This window comes from Enterococcus sp. DIV0236, from assembly GCF_050558525.1.
Lineage (GTDB): Bacteria > Bacillota > Bacilli > Lactobacillales > Enterococcaceae > Enterococcus > Enterococcus faecalis.
Genome location: NZ_CP187891.1, coordinates 2,211,883 through 2,231,794 on the forward strand (window position 1 = coordinate 2,211,883; position 19,912 = coordinate 2,231,794).

The following is a 19,912-nucleotide window of genomic DNA, read 5'->3' on the forward strand; positions in this document are numbered from 1 at the left end:
TCTGAAACTAATAACTAGTCAATTTAGCGACTGTTTCTTTATCTAGACGTTTCACCACTTCTGTGACTAATTTGACTGTGTTGAAATAATCATCTTCATGAATAACTGAGGTATGTGAATGCAGATATCTAACAGGCACCGTGATGGCTAATGATGGAATCCCGTTGCGCGTTAAATGCATGCGGCCAGCATCCGTACCTCCCCCTGTAATCACTGTATATTGGAAGGGAATGTTATTTTCTTCCGCCACTTGAATAACAAAATCACGTAATTTTTTATGCGGAATCATCGATGCATCATAAATCAAAATTTGTGGTCCTTCACCTAAAACAGAGTCGGCTTCTTTAGGTGTCATTCCTGGTGTGTCACCAGCTGTTCCTGTGTCTAAAGCAAACGCTATGTCTGGATTCACAAGATGCGTACTTGTTTGCGCACCGCGTAGCCCCACTTCTTCTTGCACATCACTGCCTGCAAATAAAATATTGGGGTGCCCTGCTGTCGCTAAATTTTCTAAAACTTTTAATGAAACGGCCGTACCAATTCGGTTATCCCACGCTTTTGCCAATAAAAATTTTGTATCATTCATGCGACGATAGTCAATATATGGTGTCACCATATCTCCTGGATGAATCCCCCATTCTGCAACTTGTTGATCGCTACTTGCACCAATATCAATAAACATATCTGCAATCTCATAGGGTTTGTTACGAACTTCCGCTGTTAACACATGCGGTGGTTTAGACCCAATGACACCATGGTAAACCTTACCAGTCGTGGTTTTAATCTGAACTTGTTGGGCCAACATCACTTGCCCCCACCAACCGCCAACGGTTTGAAATTTTAAAAAGCCTTTTTCTGTGATTTGGGTAACCATGAAACCGACTTCATCCATATGCCCAGAAATGTAGACTTTTGGTCCTTCTTTATCACCAACATTTTTTGCAATAATACTGCCAAGGCCATCATATAAAAATTTATCCGCATACGGTGCTGCATACTTTTTAAATAACGAACGTACTTCGTCTTCATTCCCAGCAATCCCTTTAGCACTTGTTAAATCAATTAACATTTTTTCTTCTTTTGCATCCATAAAAATAACTCCCCTCAAAAACCAATTTTATCCATTATACCACGAACTAAAAAAATACTTACAAAAAATAAATTGAGCAACGTTCTCCACTAAAAATAAACGAAAAAACAGCCTGCACGCTCGTTATTCAACGGCAGGTACAGGCTATTTTCATTGTTACGAAGCGCTTCTAGTCCGCTTCAGATAATTGGTACTTGATCCATCTTGCCTTCTTAAAATTGAGGTAAGACTAATGGATTTTGTTGTTGCCAATCTGTCTGATAAAAACGATCATCAATTTGATACGCTAACTTTTTAGGCGCAGGTTGTTTCATAAATTCATCTACTTGACGATCAACAGCGAGCCAACCACGCCAACCTAAATGAATCGTGTCCGCCATAAAGTAACGTTCATTACTACATGTTGAGAAGTCAGCAATGTTAGTAAAGCCTTGCTCTTGAAGTTGATATTTCAGCTTGCGTGCTACTTGTTGCAACATATCTTGTGACAAGCCCGTATAGTCCGACCAACGTTTGTTAACAGGTGGGATTACAAATAAAACATCGACATTTTTTTCTGCTAACTGTTCTAACGCAGCTTGGAAATCACCATATTCTGGAGAAAAACGATAATCCCATTTCTTTTGTGAATGAGCTAATTTCGGTAAAACTGGTTTAATCCGTTGGCGATAAAAACCGTTACTAATTTCAAATTTATTATTATTAATGGCTTTTGCCGCAATTTTTCCAGCTAGCTGATCTAATTCATTAAAATTATAAGTAGCAGGTAATTGTTTCATATCTTTTTCAACAATTGGTTCTCTGCTAACCATGCCAATTTGGCTAAACAATTCATCTTCACGATTCAAGAAACGGAGATTCATTATAAAATAATCTCGTTGAGAGCGTTGGGGAAGTTGCCCTGCCTGCAGATTTGCCAAAGTTTCCATTAAGACTTTGTCTTTTTGAACAACTGGAAATTTGGTCAAACGTTGTGCTAGATATTGGTCACCGCTGGTTAATTCGGTTAAATTAGCTAACCATTGATAGGTTTGTAATTGTGAATAGTGTGCACCAAAACTATCATTAGGTACACCCTTTTTGACAAACCATTGCGGAGATAAAATAAAGACCGCTTTCTTATTGGCAATCGCATCGCCCATCGAATGAATGACCATTGCTTGGGTTAATGACTGTGTGCCCGCTTCTCCTAGTAAAAACGGTCGGTAGTTCCGTTGATACTTTTCAGAGAGCACACTAGGGTGGAAAGCACTAAATCGACTTAATTCAGAAGAGCCAAAAAAAGGAACATATTTACCAGAAGCCACTGCTTTGTTTTTAATCACATTGCCTTTTAAAACGTTCGGTGCCATTGACGTTGATGCTTCCTTCAACGTTTTTTCGGAAGTTAAATTGATTCTGAACGGTGCAAAAAAGAACACTGCAACCAAGACCGCTGAACAAAGCACTGGACCTAAGATTCTGATTAGTCGTTTTTTTCTAGACATTATTGTAAAGCTTCCACTTGTTGAATGATTTGTTTTGGTGTTCCCCATACTTCACGGTCAAAGTCTGATACAGGAACTTGGATTCCTAATTGTCCTTCAATTTCTACTAATAATTGAACCGTCGCTAAAGAGTCCAATAATCCTTCTTCAAATAATTGAATGTCTTGATTGTTCACAACTTCGTCTGTTCCTGTAATATCTTCTAAAATGTTTAATACTGTTTCTTGAATGTTCATTATAAATTGCCCCTTTATATTTTTATTTTTATTTATTTAAACCATAGTTTGTCTAAAAATCCTGAGAAAATCAGGAAGCTGACACAAACCGCTTGGAAAGTTAAAAAGACTGCAAATGCATGTGTAAATTTGTTTGATGGTATCTTGTCTTTATGTTTTTTCTTAAAACGTAGCCAAGCATCTGTTACACAAATTAGTGTTGCATGGTAGAGCCCATAAGCGATGTAGAACCACGTTAATCCATGCCAAATGCCCATAATTAAGAACAACGCAAAGTAACCAATATTAGAAGTCACAATCCGACTCTTAAAGACTTTCTTTTTCATTAAGAAAAACATTAAGCGCATGTAAATGTAATCACGGAACCAAAAAGATAAGGTCATGTGCCAACGATTCCAGAATTCTTTAATATTCCAACTTAGGAACGGTTTGTTAAAGTTCATTGGTGTATCATAGCCCATTAAATAACTTGTGCCAACGGCCAGTAAACTATAGCCTGCGAAATCAAAGAATAGATACAAACTGTAATTATACATATAGCCGACTGTCCACCAGGATAAACCACCTTGTGCCAAGGCCATTTTTTCCACATGTGGTAAAAAGACACCACCAAGATAATGACTGATAATAAACTTATATAAAAATCCTAGAAATAAATAAAAAATTCCTTTTTCTAAAAAGTCTAAATATTTCTCCGCACTCGGCGGGTTTTTCAAATCTTTTTCAAAGCGCCGATAACGATCGATGGGTCCTGAAGAAATAGTCGGGAAAAACAAGAGAAACTGAATGTAACGAAACGGATGATATTCTTTCATTACGCCATCCCGTAAATCCATGACCACTTGGACCGCTTTAAAGGTTAAATAAGAAATCCCTAAAAAGCCAAGTAAGGTTGTTTTGCCTGTCATGAAGGGAGAAACTTTCACCCAAACAAGCGGTAATATAGCTAAAAAGACAGCCAGATAAAAGACCCAACCTGCATTTTTATTTTTTCGATAAGCCGCATAGCCCCACGTTAGTAACGTCTGATAAATAACATATACAATCAGAGCGACTCCTTGTTGCCAAAATTCGCCACCAAAACTGATATATAGAAAGACCAGTGTCACGAGTGTTTGGTACCAAGACCAACGTGTCCCTTTAATGGCTAAAGTTAAAATCATCGGCAACAAGGCCGCAATTAGCAGAACAAAGTAATACGGCGCATTATAGGGAATCATATGAGGAAAATTCATCATGTGGCATTCACCTCATTCATCAACCCTTTCCGATCAATTTTGCCATTACTTGTCAAAGGTAATTGTTCAACATATACAAATTTTTGCGGAATCATATAGTCCATTGTCAACGTGGCTAATTCTTGTTTAATTGCCTTAGTTAATTGAAAATCACTTGAAAATTCATGTGCTTGCGGAACGACATAGGCAATTAATTGTTGGACTTTATTTCCTTGATATTTCGGCACAACGACTGCTTGTTTCACGTAGGAAACATTCGTTAAGTGATGATCCACTTCTTCTAACTCAATGCGGTAGCCATGCAATTTAATTTGAAAATCTAAGCGTCCCTCATACTGCAATAGGTTATCGACTAACTTTCCAGCATCGCCTGTGCGATAAGCTGGTACGCCATCTAATTGGAAAAAAGCTTCAGCTGTTTTCGCAGGATTATTTAGATAGCCTTTGGAAACACTTGGTCCAGCAATGACGATTTCACCAATTTCACCTGCAGGTAATTTTGACATGCCTTCCATAATATAAATTTGCGTATCCTCTTTCACATACCCGATTGGTAAACGTTGAACACTTTTTAAAACTTCTTGAGTGATTTCAATGGCACTAATCGCTACAGTCGCTTCTGTCGGCCCATACGTATTATAAATATGCGCAGTTGGGAAACGAGCGGCTAATTTCTCAGCTGTTGGTTTTGGTAATTCTTCTCCACAGAATAAAAACGTGCGCAGTGCTGGTAGATGTTCACCATCGAAGCTTGGTTCCATTAGACACAATTCAATAAAGGACGGTGTTGAAACCCAGACGTCGATTGTTAATTGTGGCAAACGCGTAAATAATTGTTTAAAATCGTTAATGATTTCATTGGGTAACGGAGTTAATGAGCCGCCTAACGCCAATGCGGGATAAATAGACATCACCGATAAATCAAACGAATAAGGTGCCTGTGCTAAAAAGCGGGCCCCTTCTTCTAAACCAAAATCTTGCAACAACCAATTCGTAAAGCTAACTAAATTATCATGGCTGATTTGCACACCCTTTGGTACGCCAGTTGTCCCTGAAGTGAAAATGATATAGTAATTACTTGCTCCTGTGACAGGCGTCAACGCAGGCGCATGCCGAGGTGCATGCATCATCATTTCTGTTAATTCTTCCGCCGTAATTACTGGCACTTCGGTGGCTAACTCAGGCCATTCATGCACAGCAATCACTGCGGTTGGTTTGGCTACGTTTAGAATTAGTTCAATGCGTTCTTTTGGTGTATGTGCATCAATGGGGATATAGCTAAAACCAGCTTTCGATGCGCCTAAAAAACTCACAATCATTTCAAAATCTAATTCTCCGTATACGACAATCGCTGACTTGTCCGTTTTCAGCTCAGCTAAATAAGCGGCTAGATTGTCTGACTTTTCTTTTAACTCTCCATACGTAGAGACTTTTTCTTCGGTTAAATAAACAGGACGTTGGGGTTCTTTACGTGCCCATTCATCAATCGTTTGAATCATATTAATTACTTTTTCCATGTATAGCCGCCTCCTTAAAACTCGTTATAAATGAAGGTTCCTCCATTGATATTCTTGTAATGATAAAGATAAATTAATGCAATGACAATGAAAGAATAAAATAACGTTTTACCGATGAATTTAAGACTTTCGTTATTGAGAATTTTCTGAAAAGTTGTTTTCATTATCATTCACCTCCTAAGGTTAATCGCTATCCATTATTTTATGCTATATTTCAGCAAAGTCCATTGAAATTTCTTACAATTTAATAAAAAAACTAACAATTTCGTCACTTCTTAAATTTTCATGATTTTCATAAACGGAACTCTCATAATTTTTTCGCATAAAGAAACTGTAAAAACCGCTTCACAACGGCTTTTACAGTTTTTTAAAAATTGATGTGTCGAATCATCCGCGCATAAATGGCAGACGTTAAAATATAAAAAATTAGATAAACAATTATTAAGATTCCACAAGAAAGATATACTAACAAATATCCTGGACTCTTAATAAATTGGCTTAGCAAATAAATGGCAAAGGTAGTATGCAAAATCCCAATGACCATCGGCGGAAAGAAAATCAAACTATTCTGTCGATAAATTTGCTTAGTTATCGCTTTACTAGAAACACCCATCCGTTTTAAAGTCACGTAATCTTGACGCTCACTTACAGCTGAAAACAGTTGTCGTAACATCAAAATACTGCCCGTAATAAACAACGCTAAAATTGCCACAAACATGGAGACATATAAAGTCAAGCCGTTAATTTTTCGTTCATAGCGTAAAGAGGCGTAGCGATCATTCATATTTAGCCGCCAAGTTTCTGTGACATCATCTTGCGTATTCTTTACCTCTTCGTTAGGCATTTGTTTGGCAAAACCACTCAACTGCTGGTTATTTTTTTCATACTTATACAAAATTGGCGCTTGCCATTCTGTGGCAATCTGTTTATTTACGGCTTCATAAAGTTTTTCACGGCTTTTCGTGTCAACATTTACGGCGTTAATCTGATACTGAATGGAATTTTTTGTCACTTTCTGATAAAGGGCATCGGAAACGACAATCGTTGGTAAGGAATATTGTAATAAAAAATTGCCTAGATAGTTAGGCAGCACTTGTTGCAATTGTGCCTTCTCCCCTTCAACAAATTGCAGTTTCGATTCATAACGAGACATACCACTTAAAATATTGGTAAAGCTATCCATATAGATAACACTTTGGTCATTTTTTAAATGTAAATCGTTTAAATAAGGATTAATTTTTTGATAGTTGCGGTAATTTGAGAAGGATAAAACATTAACTGCTTCAATCGTTTCTTGTTCCTCTTGCGCTTGACCAATTCGCAAACTGCGTTCAATTCCAGTAATTTTATAAGAAAGTGTCACTTCATTTTTTATTTTGGTGTCCTTCGCTTCATCGAGAACTTTCTTCAATTTAGGATAGCTTTCCTGTGAAACTAAAAAGTCCACGGGGCCATCACTGTTGACCGTGTGCATACTAATCGTATACACAAAAACCATCACGCCGATCCCACTCAAGGCTGTCGCAATTAACAAGGTCAAACCAGTGAGTGTTTTGCTACTTTTAAATAAGTAGCGTTTGGCATTGCCTAAAGTAATCATACGTAAATCTTGGTAATACCATTTTTTTCTATGATTAAATAAGCGAATGATAAAATACATGGTATAACGGAAAAATAAATAAGTTCCCACCACACAGAGACCCAAAATGATAAAAGGCGTCAATGTAATAATCATCGGAATCGAGATATCCAATGAATCATTTAATTGTTTATACACAATACCTGTCGCTAAATTCCGAAAATCAAACGCAATAAAATAACCAGCCAGTAAACAAATAGGTCCTAAAATACCTAGAAACTGCCGCCGTTTCGTTAAACGACTATAATTAATTTGACCAATTTTTTCTTGGTGCATAAGCTGCGACAATGGATAACGATAAATCATCCAAATACTTCTTAAGCAGACAATCAAAATCATAAATGCAAAAGCTACACCGGTTTCAATAACGGAACGCCAAGAAATATAGAAGAAACTGGGGACTTCTAAAAACATAACTTTGGCTAAAATCATTGAAAACAACTTGGTGAAAATCACTCCTAAAATAATTCCATTAATTAGTGAAACAAAGCCTAAAACTAAATTTTCTACTAAAAAAATTAGTGAAACTTGGCTCTTTCTCAAGCCAATTAATCGATACAAGCCAATTTCTTGGCTACGTTTTCCTATAAAAAAACGATTTGCTGCCAACATAAAGCCCAAAATAATAATGGTGACTAAGGTACTACCAAGTCCTAAAGATCGCTTAATTTCGATATCACGGCCTGCACCTGCGACAAGAGGCTGGTTGTAAGCAATCGCACGGAAACAATAATAAACGACCGCTGCAAAAGTCATACTAATGTAATAAACCAGATAGTTAGGTACATGAGCTTTTAAATTTTTTAATGATAGTTTAAAAATCATTTGCGCGCCCGCCTCCACCAATCGTTGCTTGCATATCTATCACACGATTAAAAAATTCCTTACGTGATCCTTGACGAACAACTTCTGAGAAAATCGCACCGTCTTTAATGAATAAGATGCGATTGCAAAAACTGGCCGTGTACGGGTCATGTGTCACCATCAAAATTGTGGCATCATCATGCAGATTAATTTCAGCTAAATATTTCAACAATTCTGTTGCTGATTTTGAATCCAGTGAGCCAGTTGGTTCATCTGCAAAAATAATTTTAGGGTTCGTAATCAAAGCACGAGCAGCTGCTACCCGTTGTTTTTGTCCCACAGATATCTCTGGTGGATAAGCAGATAAAAGCTCCTGAATCCCCAAAATCGAAGTCACATGTAACAAACGTTTATCCATTTCTTCTAATGAAACTTTTTCTACAGCTAAAGGCAACAGAATATTGTCCTTCACATTTAACGTATCAATTAGGTTAAACGATTGAAAAATAAACCCCATTTCGTTTCTCCGAAAATCACTTAATTGATTATCTCGCATTTTTAAAATATCTTGTCCGGCGATGCGCACGATTCCTGCGGTTGGCAAAATAATCGAGGATAAGACATTCAACAGTGTCGATTTCCCAGCACCGCTGGGACCCATAATCCCCACAAATTCGCCTTCATCAACGGTAAACGAAATATTATCTAATACTTCTGTTTTATTATTTAAACGACCATATGTCTTGCTGACATGGTTTACTTCTACAATTTTTTTCATTTTTCTCGCTCCAACGTTTTGTTATTACTCTTATTTTACCAAGAAAAAATCTGAATGAACATCGTTTTATCTTACAATATCGTTCGGTAGTCAAAGAATAATTGGCATTTCGTGAATAAATCCGCAAACAATTATTATTTAATAATTGTTATTTTTTAGTGTTGCTTTTAGCAATTTGGCAAAAAACTCTTTGCTGTTTTTTAATTTTGACAAAGAATTTTTTTCACACAAAAAAATTTGCTCAATCCTTTTCTTCATTTGTTTTCATATTTTTTCAAAACAGCACAAGCACAATATATAGTGTTTGTCTAGTGATATTTTACTAAAAATACGCAATATATCGATTGAATTTAGCCGACCTTTGTATTAGGATAGTTACTAACGAGATATAAGGAGCTGGATAAAATGATGAAGATTACTGATGAAAAAGCCGAGGATGTTAATCTCTCAACAATTAAAGTCGTCAAACGGGATGGTCGTTTAGTGACTTTCGATGATCAAAAAATATACGACGCTTTGATCAAAGCTGAACAAAAAATACATGACCAAGTCACTCCTTTGACACATCAAAAAGTCCAATCGATTGTTGCCGATGTCAATCGAGAAATTGCCGAACGTTTTACCAATAACGTAAAAATTTATGAAATTCAAAATATTGTGGAACATACTCTGCTATCCAACAACGAATATGCCTTAGCCGAAGAATACATTCATTACAGAACCCAACGTGATTTTGAGCGTAGTAAAGCAACTGATATTAATGTATCTATCGGCAAATTAATTAATAAAGATCAGACTGTCGTGAACGAAAATGCCAACAAAGACAGTGACGTTTTTAATACGCAACGTGATCTAACCGCTGGGATTGTTGGAAAATCAATTGGTTTAAAGATGTTGCCTTCACACGTGGCTAATGCCCATCAAAAAGGCGACATTCATTACCACGATTTAGATTATCATCCATATACGCCCATGACAAACTGCTGTTTAATTGATTTTAAAGGCATGCTAAACAATGGCTTTAAAATTGGGAACGCTGATGTCGAATCACCAAAATCAATTCAAACGGCCACTGCACAAATTTCTCAAATTATTGCCAATGTAGCTTCCAGTCAATATGGTGGTTGCTCTGCCGATCGGATTGATGAATTATTAGCGCCTTTTGCGGAACGTAATTATGAAAAACATTTAGCAGATGCGCAAGAATGGATTGAAGGAGAAGAACGCCAAAAAGCATTCGCTCGGAAGAAAACGAAAAAAGATATTTTTGATGCCATGCAAAGTCTTGAGTATGAAATTAATACCTTATTTACTTCCAATGGACAAACCCCTTTTACTTCTCTGGGATTTGGTTTAGGTACCAACTGGTTTGAACGAGAAATTCAACGGGCGATTTTACAAATCCGAATTAATGGTTTAGGGATTGAAAAACGAACAGCTATTTTCCCAAAACTGATTTTCACAATTAAGCGCGGCGTCAATGCGCAACCTACTGATCCAAACTACGATATTAAACAGCTGGCACTGGAATGCGCAACGAAACGCATGTATCCTGATGTTTTAAACTATGATAAAATCGTTGAACTAACAGGTAGTTTTAAGGTACCAATGGGCTGTCGTTCCTTTTTACAAGGCTGGAAAGACGAACAAGGTGAAGAAGTAAATGTTGGCCGAATGAATTTAGGCGTTGTGACCTTGAACTTACCAAGAATCGCTTTAGAAGCGCAAGGAAGTCAAGAAAAGTTCTGGCAAATTTTAAATGAACGTTTAGCGATCGTTAAAGATGCTTTGGTTTATCGGGTTGAACGTGTTAAAGAAGCTAAACCAGCGAATGCACCGATTTTATACATGTATGGTGCATTTGGAAAACGTTTAGCTACACAGGATGCCGTAGATGAACTGTTTAAAAACAAACGTGCCACGGTTTCGCTTGGCTATATTGGCTTGTATGAAGTGGCTTCTGCCTTTTACGGCGGTGCTTGGGAGGACAATCAAGAGGCCAAAAACTTTACACTGGATATTTTAAAAGAACTGAAAAAAAATGCCGATAACTGGGGCAACGAATACGGCTATCATTTTAGTGTCTACTCTACACCGAGCGAAAGCTTGACTGACCGTTTTTGCCGTTTAGATACTGAAAAATTTGGCATCGTCGAAAATATTACAGATAAAGAATATTACACAAATAGTTTCCATTATGATGTACGCAAAAATCCAACGCCTTTTGAAAAACTTGATTTTGAAAAGGATTATCCAAAATATTGTTCTGGTGGTTTTATCCACTACTGTGAATACCCCATGTTACAGCAAAATCCCAAAGCACTTGAAGCTGTCTGGGATTACGCTTATGACAAAGTTGGCTATTTAGGAACCAATACGCCAATTGATCATTGTTATGCCTGTGGTTTTGAAGGGGACTTCCATCCAACTGAACGTGGCTTTGAATGTCCAGAATGTGGCAATCATGATCCTAAGACTTGTGATGTCGTTAAACGGACTTGTGGTTATTTAGGTAACCCGCAAGCTCGCCCAATGGTACATGGTCGTCACAAAGAAATTTCCTCTCGTGTGAAACATTTAAAAAATTAAACTCGATTATTCTATAGAAAGAAGTTTTGCTGATGCGTAATCCGAAACCACAAGAATGGAAAACCGAAGACTACAGCCAAAAAAAGATTGCCGATTACAAAGCGTTCAACTTTGTTGATGGCGAAGGTGTACGCAATAGTTTATATGTGAGCGGCTGTCTCTTTGCTTGTGAAGGTTGTTTTAACAAAGCTGTCCAAAATTTCAATTACGGTACGCCGTTTACAGAATCTTTAATGAATCAAATTATTGAAGATTTGTCCCATGACTATGTCCAAGGTTTGACTCTTTTGGGTGGTGAACCTTTTCTGAATACAGATGTTTGTCTTAGTGTAGTCAAACGTGTGCGGGAAACATTTGGCTCAGCCAAAGATATCTGGTCTTGGTCTGGGTATACCTTTGAAGAACTACTTTTAGAAACGCCTGATAAGCTTGAACTACTCCATTCAATTGACATTTTAGTTGATGGGCGCTTTGAACTGGCAAAACGTAATTTAAATTTACAATTTCGTGGCAGTAGTAATCAACGGATTATTGATGTACCCAAATCACTTGCTGCTGGCAAAGCTGTTATTTGGGAAAAATGTCATGACGCCGAAACGTCTTATGAACAAATCAAAAAATCAATTTAAAAAAGTTAGCCCTTTAGCCATCTCTTGAGGATGTGTCTAAAGGGCTAACTTTTTTCCCATAAAGGTAAAACAATGTTTTCATACGCTAGTGGATCTAAATTCGTTAAAGTAATGCCTAATAAACGGATTCCTTGTTCTAAACCTAAAATATCTTCCCAAATTAAATTCGCTTGATAGAAAAGTTCTTCTTTTTTAGAAATATATTCAGGTAATGTCACACGTTTCGTAATCGTCGTATAGTCAGTATAACGAACTTTCAGGACTACTGTTTTGCCATGTTTTTGCACTCGTTGCAACGCACGCTCAACCCCTGCTGCTAATTGTCTCAATTGAGCCGTAACCTGCTCTTCCGTCGTTAAAGGGGTGCCGTAAGTATGTTCCTTGCCTACCGACTTACGATCTCTAGTCACTTGAACTGGCGCATCATGGATACCACGGACTTTACGATACAATGAATAACCCATTTTACCGAATAACCGAATCAACGTCATCTCATCTTGCTTGTATAAATCTGCTCCAGTAAAAATCCCTAGTTCATGCATTTTGGGCACTGTTTTTTTCCCGATTCCATGGAAATCTTCAATCGGTAATGCTTTCAAAAAATCTTCGGCCTCTTCTGGTAAGACAACCGTCAGGCCCTTTGGTTTCTGAAAATCTGATGCTAACTTGGCTAAAAACTTATTGTAACTAACACCTGCCGAGCAAGTTAACTGCAATTCATGCCAAATATCATATTGGATCATTTTCGCAATTTTAATAGCCGACTTACTGTTGACCTTATTTTCAGTTACATCTAAATACGCTTCGTCAATAGATACCGGTTCAATCACATCTGTATAGCGGCGAAAAATTTCACGGATTTCTTGAGAAATTTCACTATATTTCTGATAATTACCTGGCTTAAAAATGGCACTTGGACATAGTTCATACGCCTTTTGAGCACTCATAGCCGAGTGAATACCGTACTGTCGAGCAATATAATTCGCTGTGGTCACCACTCCTTTGCCCCCAGTATCACTTGGATGGCGCGCAATAACTAACGGATGTCCTACTAGCTCTGGATGATCTCGTTCTTCAACTGAAGCAAAAAACGCGTCCATATCTATATGTATAATTTTTCTCGACGTATCTTTTTTTAAGGGAAAACGTAATTCGCTCATCATTTTGATTCGCCTCCTCCCTCCATTATATACGAACGTCCGTTCTTTTTCAAATTGAAACTTCTTTATTTCAACCAGAAAAAGCTGAAAATCCGTGAAGTTATAAACACAGATTTCCAGCTTTTTAATTAAACGACCAATTGTTTTTGTTGATTATAGTAGCCTTTATAGGCAAGATAAGTTGCAATCACTGAACCAATACTTGTTGCTGATAGCAACATAAAAGTCACCATAATCTGATATTTTATCGCATGGACAGGATCAACGCCCGCAAAAATTAAGCCTGACATCATCCCAGGTAAACTAACAATTCCGACAGTTTTGGCAGAATCAATCGTCGGCGCCATCCCGGTTTTCACACTTTGTTGGATGATTGGTAAAGAGGCGAGTTTGATAGTTGCACCTAATGCTAGTTTCTCCATTACCGCTTGCCGTTGGTTTTGAAAAAGAGTATCTAAATTGCGATAGCATAAACCAATTGCCACCATCGAATTGCTGGCAATCATCCCACTGATAGGAATGATTTGAGAAGGAATAAATTTAATAGAACCAGAAAAAATCAAAATACCAATGGTAATTCCTGTACTACAACCAATTGCAATGAAAGAAATCAAAAAGCCCTTTTGTAATTGCTGGCTGCGTTTTTTTGCATTAAAGGCTGCGTTGGAAACAATCACCAAAACCATGATGAGCGTTAAAATAAGGTTATTGACTTGAAAAACATATTTTAATAAATAGCCGACTGCGACTAATTGAATGACTGCTCGAATCACACTAATAATAATATCTTTGGTAAAACCTAATTTTTCTTTAGTACTAATAATTAATGCGACCACCACTAGCATGGCTGAAAAAAATAAGGATAAATTATTAACTGCTAAATCCATCTGTCGGCGCCACCTTTCCTGCTACAATACGAATCACTTGCTGTGCTTGCTGAATTTCTTCGGTATCATGCGTGACACGAACCAGCGTGACTCCTTGCTCTTTGTTTAATTGGTTTAACAATTGATTGACAATCTGTTTGCTTTCTTCATCTAATCCCGTTGTAACTTCGTCTAATAATAAAACATCTGGTACAAAAATAATGTTTCGTAGCAAAGCAACCCGTTGTCGCTCACCACCAGAGAGTTCGGCTATTTTCTTTTCAAGATAAGCAGCGGGCAATTTCACTTGTTGGAGTAATGCCACGACTTTTTCCTGATTAAACGCTTCTTGTCTGACGGTAAATGGAAATAACAAATTATCATACACGGTTTCACCAAATAAAGTTGGCTGCTGAAAACAATAAGAAACCTTTTGGCGGTATGTTTCGATTGGCATTGTAGTAATTGGCGCTTCTTGATAAAAAATTTCGCCTTCTGTAGGACTTAATAATGAAGATAAAATTTTTAAAAATGTACTTTTCCCGCTACCTGAAGGACCAACAATTGTTGTATTGCTACCTGTTTCAAATGACAAATCAATATCAGAAAGAATGCTACGACCATTTACTTGATAAGACACGCCTTCTGCTCGCAATAAATTACTCATGTTTCTCTCCTTTTTTAAATGGAATGATATTCTTTATATACTTCTTGTTTTTTTACATTTCTCAATTTGGCCACTTCTTTGATTGCCTCTTTTGAACTCCGTCCCTCTTCCTCCATTAAAACTTGTACATGTTCCTTGAGGGAAATAGCCGGCATTGCTGCTATTGTCTCTTTCTCACCAGTAAATCCGCTAACTAATAAACAACACTCGCCTTTTAGCGTATTTTCTGCTAAATATTCTGTTAGTTCTCCTAAGGTACCTCGTAAATACTCTTCGTGAAGTTTCGTTAATTCCCGACAAATCACAGCGGGGCGTTCTTGACCATAGACTTCAGCAAACGTTGCTACCGTTTTAGCAATCCGATAGGGGGACTCATAAAAAATCTGTGTCGGCCGTTCTTCTTTTAATGCTGATAACACGTCTTTCTGTTCTTTTTTCTTTCTTGGTAAAAAACCATAAAACGTAAATGGCTGTGGTAAAAGACCCGAGGCAATCAAGGCGGTCATTCCTGCCGTAGGTCCTGGCAAGGCAATCACTGCCAGTTCTTCTTCAAGACATGCTGTAACCAATTCATGACCAGGATCACTAATTGAAGGCATACCTGCATCGCTAACTTGGGCAATCGTTTCACCACTCAGCAATCGTGTAATCAGTTGAGGAATTCGCTCTTTGTAATTATGTTCGTGTAAACTAATTTGTGGTGTTGTAATCTCAAAATGATTTAGCAATTTTTGTGTGTTTCTTGTGTCCTCACTAGCAATCACCGTTGCTTCTTTCAATATGTTTAAACAACGAATACTCATATCTTCTAAATTGCCGATCGGTGTTGGGACAAGATACAATTTTCCTTTTGTTGTTTGCTTATCAAAACTTTTTTGTTTTTGCATAGCGCATCCCTCATTTTCCTTTTTCGTTCTATAAATAGATAAAGGTTTGATTTGACAATCGATTGACTGTCAAACCAAACCTTTCCTTTTTATTTGCAGTGTTCCACTAGACTTAACGCGTACGTTCCCCATAAATAACATCAAGACAAAAGGCACATTCTTCATCATTTTCACGTCTTGAACCATATAAAATATTGCAGACATGGAAGCCCTCTTCATAAAGTTTTTCCAAATTCATACGTGATTTTGATAGCTCTTGTTTTTCAGTTTCAGTTGTATTTCCTGCTAACTTATTCAGTTCTTGGAGATGCTCCCGTAAGCGTTGGTTTTCGATTTCCAACGTGGTATTTTTTTCTACCAACTCATGGAGTGCTGCTTTAATTTCTCTTAATTGTGTCACTGAACTGTCTAAATCAGTTTCCAACGAATTTAATCCATCATAGAGCGAACGTTTATCCATTTTGATCACCTTTTTCAGCAGCAACTTTCGCAGTAGCTTCTTTGATTTCTTCGTAATCATAATCCGCTGCGATTTCACGACCATGCAGACGAACTTTGACAATCCGACTTAATAGATTCAACCCGACGACTTTGCCTTTGCCATCTGGTGTTATTACTTCTTTTCCATAATCTGGTAATTCTTTTTTAGCGGCTTCATATTCGTCGTTTTCGTATTTCAAACAACACATTAAGCGGCCACATAATCCCGAAATTTTGACAGGATTTAAAGATAACCCTTGATCTTTAGCCATTTTGATTGAAACTGGCATAAAATCTCCTAGAAATGTTGAGCAACACAGTTGTCTGCCACAAGGGCCAATGCCACCTAATATTTTCGCTTCGTCTCGGACACCAATTTGACGTAACTCAATTCGCGTCCGGAAAATAGCCGCTAAGTCTTTGACTAATTCACGAAAATCAATTCGCCCATCTGCCGTAAAGTAAAAAATCATTTTGCTACGATCGAAGGTATATTCTACTCGCACTAATTTCATTTTTAAGTCATGAGCTCGAATTTTTTCATTGGCAATGCTTTTGGCAGCTTCTGCATCAGCCAAATTTTTTTGTTCTTTTTCTAAATCATTGGCTGTTGCTTTATTTAAAATGGGTTTTAGGTCCTCTGGTAAATCGTCTGAATCGACTGTTTTTTTAGGAATAGCAACAGTAGCTAATTGTTTTGACTGTTGAGATTCAACGAGTACTTTCTCATTATAAATATACTCAGATTTTCCAGGAGCAAAATAATAGATATGACCGGCTTCACGGAAGCGAACTCCTACTACTTCTACCATTTTATTCCTCCTAATCTAGTTCAAGTGAACGTTGCTTCAATCGGTTAAGGAACTTGCTGAAACAACTAAGTTCCTACTATATTATGAAACTGAATGCCACTTGGCACTTTTTTCCTTTATGATTTAGGGTGAATCATTTGGATAACTAATTGTTCACAAACATTTTGCCAACTAACATTGGCAGTCCATTTTTGGCGTGCTTTCAAAATTAGCGCCAGCCGTTCCGCCTGCTCTTCCGTTATTTTTTTGGCTTGCTGTGTCGCAACACTTTCTTCCAATAATTGACGGTAATAAACCATGAGCAAGTCAAAGCTAAGCGCTTGTTGTTCTTTTTCCTTAAATACTTTGACCATTTTCTTCTGAACGTAGATAAATGCCTGTAAATCATTACTTTTTAGATAATTAAACCATTGCAAAATGATTTCCCTAGCTTCATTAAACCATTCATCTTGAGAGATTTCAACTGCTTTCTCAAAACTATTTGTCAGCTCAGCTAAAAGGGTTGCAGTCTTTTCACCAATCCCCTGTTTGATTAAGCGATCAATTAATGTTTTTTTGACTAATGGTTGAAAATGTAAGGTTTGGCATCGTGATTGAATCGTTGGTAAAATTCGAGAAAGCGAAGTGGTTTCTAAAATAGCTAAAATTTGTCCTTCTGGCTCTTCTAAAAATTTTAAGAGACTATTGGCTGCGCCGGTACTCATTTTATCTGCTTCTTGAATTAAGAAAACTTTTTTAGCAGTCTCGACCCCACTTTTAGAAAACTCCGCTTTTAATTCACGGATTTGGTTCACTTTGATGGTTTGCCCATCTGGCGCAATTCTTAAAACATCTGGATGTTCATTTTCATTAATCCGCACACAATTATGGCATTCGTTACAAGGCTGTTGATTTACTAAATTCGTACAAAAGACATGTTTCGCCATCCATAAGCCAAATTCTTGTTTTCCAGTTCCTGTATCTCCTTCAAAAAGATAAGCATGGGCAAGACGACCATGCTCAAAACTTTTTTGGAGTTGCTTGTACAGCAAAGGTTGCATTTGCTGTAGCTGTTGTGCTTCATTCATCTTAATATTGATGGAATCCTTCAACTGGTAAGACGAAGCAAGTAGCGCCGCCTACTTCAACTTCCACAGGATAAGGAATTTGGCCATCCATTGTGATATCTAAAGTCACAGGTGTTGAAACATATTGTTTTCTTGATTGACATGTTTCTTTAATTAAAGCTAATGTTTCGTCGACACGTTCATCATCAATCCCAATAATAAATGTGCTGTTTCCCGCTTTTAAGAATCCACCTGTTGAGGATAATTTTGTAGCACGAATATTGGCATCAATAAATTCGTTGGCTAATCGGTTACTATCTTTGTCTTGTACAATGGCTAAAATAATCTTCATGGTCTACACCTTCCTATAATTAAAAGTTTTCTGGATAACGTTCAATAATCGCCTGATACGTTGCTTCTACGACAAGTTCTAAACTCATCCGTGCATCAATCTTTTTGATACGTTGTGGATTTTCTTCTGCTAATTTCAAATATTCATGACGAACACGTTGATGAAATTCTAACCCTTCTGAATCTAAGCGATCAATTTGCTGTGTTCGATTTTCTTGAATCCGCCGTAAGCCAGTATCTGAGTCAACGTCTAAATAAATTGTAAAATCTGGTGAGACACCTTCTGTCGCAAACGCATTAATTGAAGCAATGGGGGCAATCCCAATTCTACGCCCAGCGCCTTGGTAGGCTAATGAGCTGTCAACAAAACGATCACATAGGACTAAATGACCCGCTTCCAAAGCTGGCAAGATTTTTTCCACTAAATGTTGACGACGAGCAGCTGCGTAAAGTAAAGCTTCTGTTCGCTCATCCATTCTGTCATTTCTTGGATCTAAAATAACTGTTCGAATCTTTTCGGCAATCGGTATGCCGCCTGGTTCTCTTGTAGTGACAATTTTTCGTTTTGACTCTTTAGCTAATCTTTCAGAAACTTCCTTCAAAACACTGGTTTTACCAGCACCATCTGGACCTTCAAATGTGATAAAAATACCCTGCACGTGCGAAAACTCCAATCAATTTTTACTTGTATCTATTATACTTCATCTTGCTCTATCAGTCTAATTGAAATCCTTATGTCCTATTTAAAGTGATGCATCCGCTGAAAAAAAGAAACTGAAAAAGAAGTACGGAAAAGCTTGAACTGCGACATTTTCTCACAGAAACGACCTACTTCGATTTCAACTTCTTTTTCCAACGATGTTTCTTTTAAATTTCTCGACGCCCTTCGACTGCTTTTAGCAAGGTTATTTCGTCTGCATATTCAATATCGCTGCCGACAGACAAGCCGTGTGCCAAACGAGTAACGGTGATTCCAGCTGGTTTAATGAGCCGTGATAAATACATCGCCGTCGCTTCTCCTTCAGTGGTAGCGTTGGTTGCTATAATGACCTCTTTCACTTCATCATCGTGCAATCGTTTGATCAAAGAGGCAATATTAATATCTTCTGGTCCTGTTCCTTCCATCGGTGAAAGCACCCCGTGGAGTACGTGATACAAGCCTTGATATTCACGCATTTTTTCCATTGCCATAACGTCTTTTGGTTCTTCCACTACTAAAATAATACTACGGTCACGATTTTTATCTTGGCAAATTTCACAAGGATCTTCTTCAGTAATATTTCCGCAAATACTACAGAAATGGAGATCTCTCTTGACACTAATTAGCGCTTTTGCAAAAGCATTAGCATCTTCTTCTTTCATATCAATTGTATAAAAAGCAAGCCGTGTCGCTGTTTTTTGACCAATTCCTGGTAATTTCATATAACTTTCAATCAATTTTGCAATCGGTTCTGGATAATTCATGAGGCTTCTACAGTCCTTTCTTAGCAAGGCGTTTCTGTTATTACTGAGCGAGTTACAACAGATTTTGCGTCACTGAATATCTTATCACGCCCTGTCAAAAAAGCAACTGACAATTACTGCTTTCTAATACAAAAACAAGTCGTTAGTTACGAGCACTAAACGACTTGTTTTT

The 19,912-nt window shown here is 37.4% G+C and carries 20 protein-coding genes; 2 read left to right on the plus strand and 18 right to left on the minus strand.

Going from position 1 to position 19,912, the window contains the following annotated elements:
* Nucleotides 1–7: 7 nt before the first annotated feature.
* From IGK27_RS10580 to IGK27_RS10615, 8 genes are all read right to left on the minus strand, one after another.
* On the minus strand, nucleotides 8–1,090 hold the full coding sequence (locus tag IGK27_RS10580) for a M42 family metallopeptidase (protein WP_002362323.1): 1,083 nt from the start codon (nucleotides 1,088–1,090) through the stop codon (nucleotides 8–10).
* Between the two features lie 212 nt (nucleotides 1,091–1,302).
* Nucleotides 1,303–2,577, minus strand: coding sequence for a D-alanyl-lipoteichoic acid biosynthesis protein DltD (dltD, locus tag IGK27_RS10585; RefSeq protein ID WP_002359447.1), 1,275 nt, complete (start codon nucleotides 2,575–2,577; stop codon nucleotides 1,303–1,305).
* Entirely contained in the window at nucleotides 2,577–2,813 is a 237-nt protein-coding gene (gene dltC / locus IGK27_RS10590) for a D-alanine--poly(phosphoribitol) ligase subunit DltC (RefSeq protein WP_002356389.1), read from the minus strand. The genes dltD and dltC overlap by 1 nt, the downstream gene beginning before the upstream one ends.
* A gap of 32 nt (nucleotides 2,814–2,845) precedes the next feature.
* A complete protein-coding gene (dltB, locus tag IGK27_RS10595) occupies nucleotides 2,846–4,051 on the minus strand; it encodes a D-alanyl-lipoteichoic acid biosynthesis protein DltB (RefSeq protein WP_010776061.1) in 1,206 nt (401 codons plus the stop codon).
* Complete coding sequence (gene dltA / locus IGK27_RS10600; RefSeq protein ID WP_002368807.1) at nucleotides 4,048–5,568, minus strand: D-alanine--poly(phosphoribitol) ligase subunit DltA; 1,521 nt, start codon at nucleotides 5,566–5,568, stop codon at nucleotides 4,048–4,050. Before dltA ends, dltB begins: the two co-directional genes overlap by 4 nt.
* A 14-nt stretch (nucleotides 5,569–5,582) precedes the next feature.
* A complete protein-coding gene (locus tag IGK27_RS10605; RefSeq protein WP_002356384.1) occupies nucleotides 5,583–5,732 on the minus strand; it encodes a teichoic acid D-Ala incorporation-associated protein DltX in 150 nt (49 codons plus the stop codon).
* Nucleotides 5,733–5,935: 203 nt separating this feature from the next.
* Nucleotides 5,936–8,032, minus strand: a complete 2,097-nt coding sequence (locus IGK27_RS10610) for an ABC transporter permease (protein WP_033626663.1) — start codon at nucleotides 8,030–8,032, stop codon at nucleotides 5,936–5,938.
* Nucleotides 8,022–8,789 (minus strand): ABC transporter ATP-binding protein, encoded by a 768-nt coding sequence (locus tag IGK27_RS10615; RefSeq protein ID WP_002356382.1) that lies wholly within the window; start codon nucleotides 8,787–8,789, stop codon nucleotides 8,022–8,024. The genes IGK27_RS10610 and IGK27_RS10615 overlap by 11 nt, the downstream gene beginning before the upstream one ends.
* A 405-nt stretch (nucleotides 8,790–9,194) precedes the next feature.
* Here IGK27_RS10615 and nrdD point away from each other — a divergent pair, with 405 nt between their 5' ends.
* Both nrdD and nrdG read left to right on the plus strand, forming a co-directional pair.
* Complete coding sequence (nrdD, locus tag IGK27_RS10620; RefSeq protein WP_002385686.1) at nucleotides 9,195–11,378, plus strand: anaerobic ribonucleoside-triphosphate reductase; 2,184 nt, start codon at nucleotides 9,195–9,197, stop codon at nucleotides 11,376–11,378.
* Between the two features lie 32 nt (nucleotides 11,379–11,410).
* On the plus strand, nucleotides 11,411–12,007 hold the full coding sequence (gene nrdG / locus IGK27_RS10625; protein WP_002356379.1) for an anaerobic ribonucleoside-triphosphate reductase activating protein: 597 nt from the start codon (nucleotides 11,411–11,413) through the stop codon (nucleotides 12,005–12,007).
* Nucleotides 12,008–12,051: 44 nt separating this feature from the next.
* Here nrdG and dinB read toward each other — a convergent pair whose 3' ends face one another.
* The 10 genes from dinB to recR all read right to left on the minus strand — a co-directional run bounded on the left by dinB (nucleotide 12,052) and on the right by recR (nucleotide 19,740).
* A complete protein-coding gene (dinB, locus tag IGK27_RS10630) occupies nucleotides 12,052–13,167 on the minus strand; it encodes a DNA polymerase IV (protein ID WP_023894966.1) in 1,116 nt (371 codons plus the stop codon).
* Between the two features lie 128 nt (nucleotides 13,168–13,295).
* Entirely contained in the window at nucleotides 13,296–14,054 is a 759-nt protein-coding gene (locus IGK27_RS10635) for an ABC transporter permease (RefSeq protein WP_002356377.1), read from the minus strand.
* Complete coding sequence (locus IGK27_RS10640; protein ID WP_002356375.1) at nucleotides 14,038–14,700, minus strand: ABC transporter ATP-binding protein; 663 nt, start codon at nucleotides 14,698–14,700, stop codon at nucleotides 14,038–14,040. The genes IGK27_RS10635 and IGK27_RS10640 overlap by 17 nt, the downstream gene beginning before the upstream one ends.
* A gap of 14 nt (nucleotides 14,701–14,714) precedes the next feature.
* Nucleotides 14,715–15,587, minus strand: a complete 873-nt coding sequence (gene rsmI / locus IGK27_RS10645) for a 16S rRNA (cytidine(1402)-2'-O)-methyltransferase (protein WP_002356373.1) — start codon at nucleotides 15,585–15,587, stop codon at nucleotides 14,715–14,717.
* A 112-nt stretch (nucleotides 15,588–15,699) separates the two neighbouring features.
* The gene (locus IGK27_RS10650; protein WP_002356372.1) at nucleotides 15,700–16,047 is read right to left on the minus strand and encodes a DNA replication initiation control protein YabA; all 348 of its coding nucleotides are present in this window, start codon (nucleotides 16,045–16,047) and stop codon (nucleotides 15,700–15,702) included.
* Nucleotides 16,040–16,879, minus strand: a complete 840-nt coding sequence (locus IGK27_RS10655; RefSeq protein WP_002356371.1) for a PSP1 domain-containing protein — start codon at nucleotides 16,877–16,879, stop codon at nucleotides 16,040–16,042. The genes IGK27_RS10650 and IGK27_RS10655 overlap by 8 nt, the downstream gene beginning before the upstream one ends.
* 116 nt (nucleotides 16,880–16,995) lie before the next feature.
* Nucleotides 16,996–17,946: a DNA polymerase III subunit delta' gene (gene holB / locus IGK27_RS10660; protein ID WP_002389791.1), complete on the minus strand. Its 951-nt coding sequence runs from the start codon at nucleotides 17,944–17,946 to the stop codon at nucleotides 16,996–16,998.
* 1 nt (nucleotide 17,947) lies between these two features.
* Nucleotides 17,948–18,277 (minus strand): cyclic-di-AMP receptor, encoded by a 330-nt coding sequence (locus IGK27_RS10665; protein ID WP_002356367.1) that lies wholly within the window; start codon nucleotides 18,275–18,277, stop codon nucleotides 17,948–17,950.
* Nucleotides 18,278–18,296: 19 nt separating this feature from the next.
* Nucleotides 18,297–18,935, minus strand: a complete 639-nt coding sequence (gene tmk / locus IGK27_RS10670) for a dTMP kinase (protein ID WP_002356366.1) — start codon at nucleotides 18,933–18,935, stop codon at nucleotides 18,297–18,299.
* Nucleotides 18,936–19,143: 208 nt separating this feature from the next.
* The gene (gene recR, locus IGK27_RS10675; RefSeq protein WP_002356363.1) at nucleotides 19,144–19,740 is read right to left on the minus strand and encodes a recombination mediator RecR; all 597 of its coding nucleotides are present in this window, start codon (nucleotides 19,738–19,740) and stop codon (nucleotides 19,144–19,146) included.
* Between the last annotated feature and the right edge of the window lie 172 nt (nucleotides 19,741–19,912).

Excerpts from the sequence above, each read along its gene's own strand:
- dltA (WP_002368807.1), bottom strand. The coding sequence starts at position 5,568 with ATGGAAAAAGTAATTAATATGATTCAAACGATTGATGAATGGGCACGT.
- dinB (WP_023894966.1), bottom strand. The coding sequence starts at position 13,167 with ATGAGCGAATTACGTTTTCCCTTAAAAAAAGATACGTCGAGAAAAATT.
- IGK27_RS10605 (WP_002356384.1), bottom strand. The coding sequence starts at position 5,732 with ATGAAAACAACTTTTCAGAAAATTCTCAATAACGAAAGTCTTAAATTC.
- nrdG (WP_002356379.1), top strand. The coding sequence starts at position 11,411 with ATGCGTAATCCGAAACCACAAGAATGGAAAACCGAAGACTACAGCCAA.
- IGK27_RS10610 (WP_033626663.1), bottom strand. The coding sequence starts at position 8,032 with ATGATTTTTAAACTATCATTAAAAAATTTAAAAGCTCATGTACCTAAC.
- IGK27_RS10655 (WP_002356371.1), bottom strand. The coding sequence starts at position 16,879 with ATGGTAGAAGTAGTAGGAGTTCGCTTCCGTGAAGCCGGTCATATCTAT.
- dltB (WP_010776061.1), bottom strand. The coding sequence starts at position 4,051 with ATGATGAATTTTCCTCATATGATTCCCTATAATGCGCCGTATTACTTT.
- IGK27_RS10665 (WP_002356367.1), bottom strand. The coding sequence starts at position 18,277 with ATGAAGATTATTTTAGCCATTGTACAAGACAAAGATAGTAACCGATTA.
- IGK27_RS10580 (WP_002362323.1), bottom strand. The coding sequence starts at position 1,090 with ATGGATGCAAAAGAAGAAAAAATGTTAATTGATTTAACAAGTGCTAAA.
- holB (WP_002389791.1), bottom strand. The coding sequence starts at position 17,946 with ATGAATGAAGCACAACAGCTACAGCAAATGCAACCTTTGCTGTACAAG.
- IGK27_RS10635 (WP_002356377.1), bottom strand. The coding sequence starts at position 14,054 with ATGGATTTAGCAGTTAATAATTTATCCTTATTTTTTTCAGCCATGCTA.
- nrdD (WP_002385686.1), top strand. The coding sequence starts at position 9,195 with ATGATGAAGATTACTGATGAAAAAGCCGAGGATGTTAATCTCTCAACA.
- dltD (WP_002359447.1), bottom strand. The coding sequence starts at position 2,577 with ATGTCTAGAAAAAAACGACTAATCAGAATCTTAGGTCCAGTGCTTTGT.
- rsmI (WP_002356373.1), bottom strand. The coding sequence starts at position 15,587 with ATGCAAAAACAAAAAAGTTTTGATAAGCAAACAACAAAAGGAAAATTG.
- dltC (WP_002356389.1), bottom strand. The coding sequence starts at position 2,813 with ATGAACATTCAAGAAACAGTATTAAACATTTTAGAAGATATTACAGGA.
- recR (WP_002356363.1), bottom strand. The coding sequence starts at position 19,740 with ATGAATTATCCAGAACCGATTGCAAAATTGATTGAAAGTTATATGAAA.
- IGK27_RS10615 (WP_002356382.1), bottom strand. The coding sequence starts at position 8,789 with ATGAAAAAAATTGTAGAAGTAAACCATGTCAGCAAGACATATGGTCGT.
- IGK27_RS10640 (WP_002356375.1), bottom strand. The coding sequence starts at position 14,700 with ATGAGTAATTTATTGCGAGCAGAAGGCGTGTCTTATCAAGTAAATGGT.
- IGK27_RS10650 (WP_002356372.1), bottom strand. The coding sequence starts at position 16,047 with ATGGATAAACGTTCGCTCTATGATGGATTAAATTCGTTGGAAACTGAT.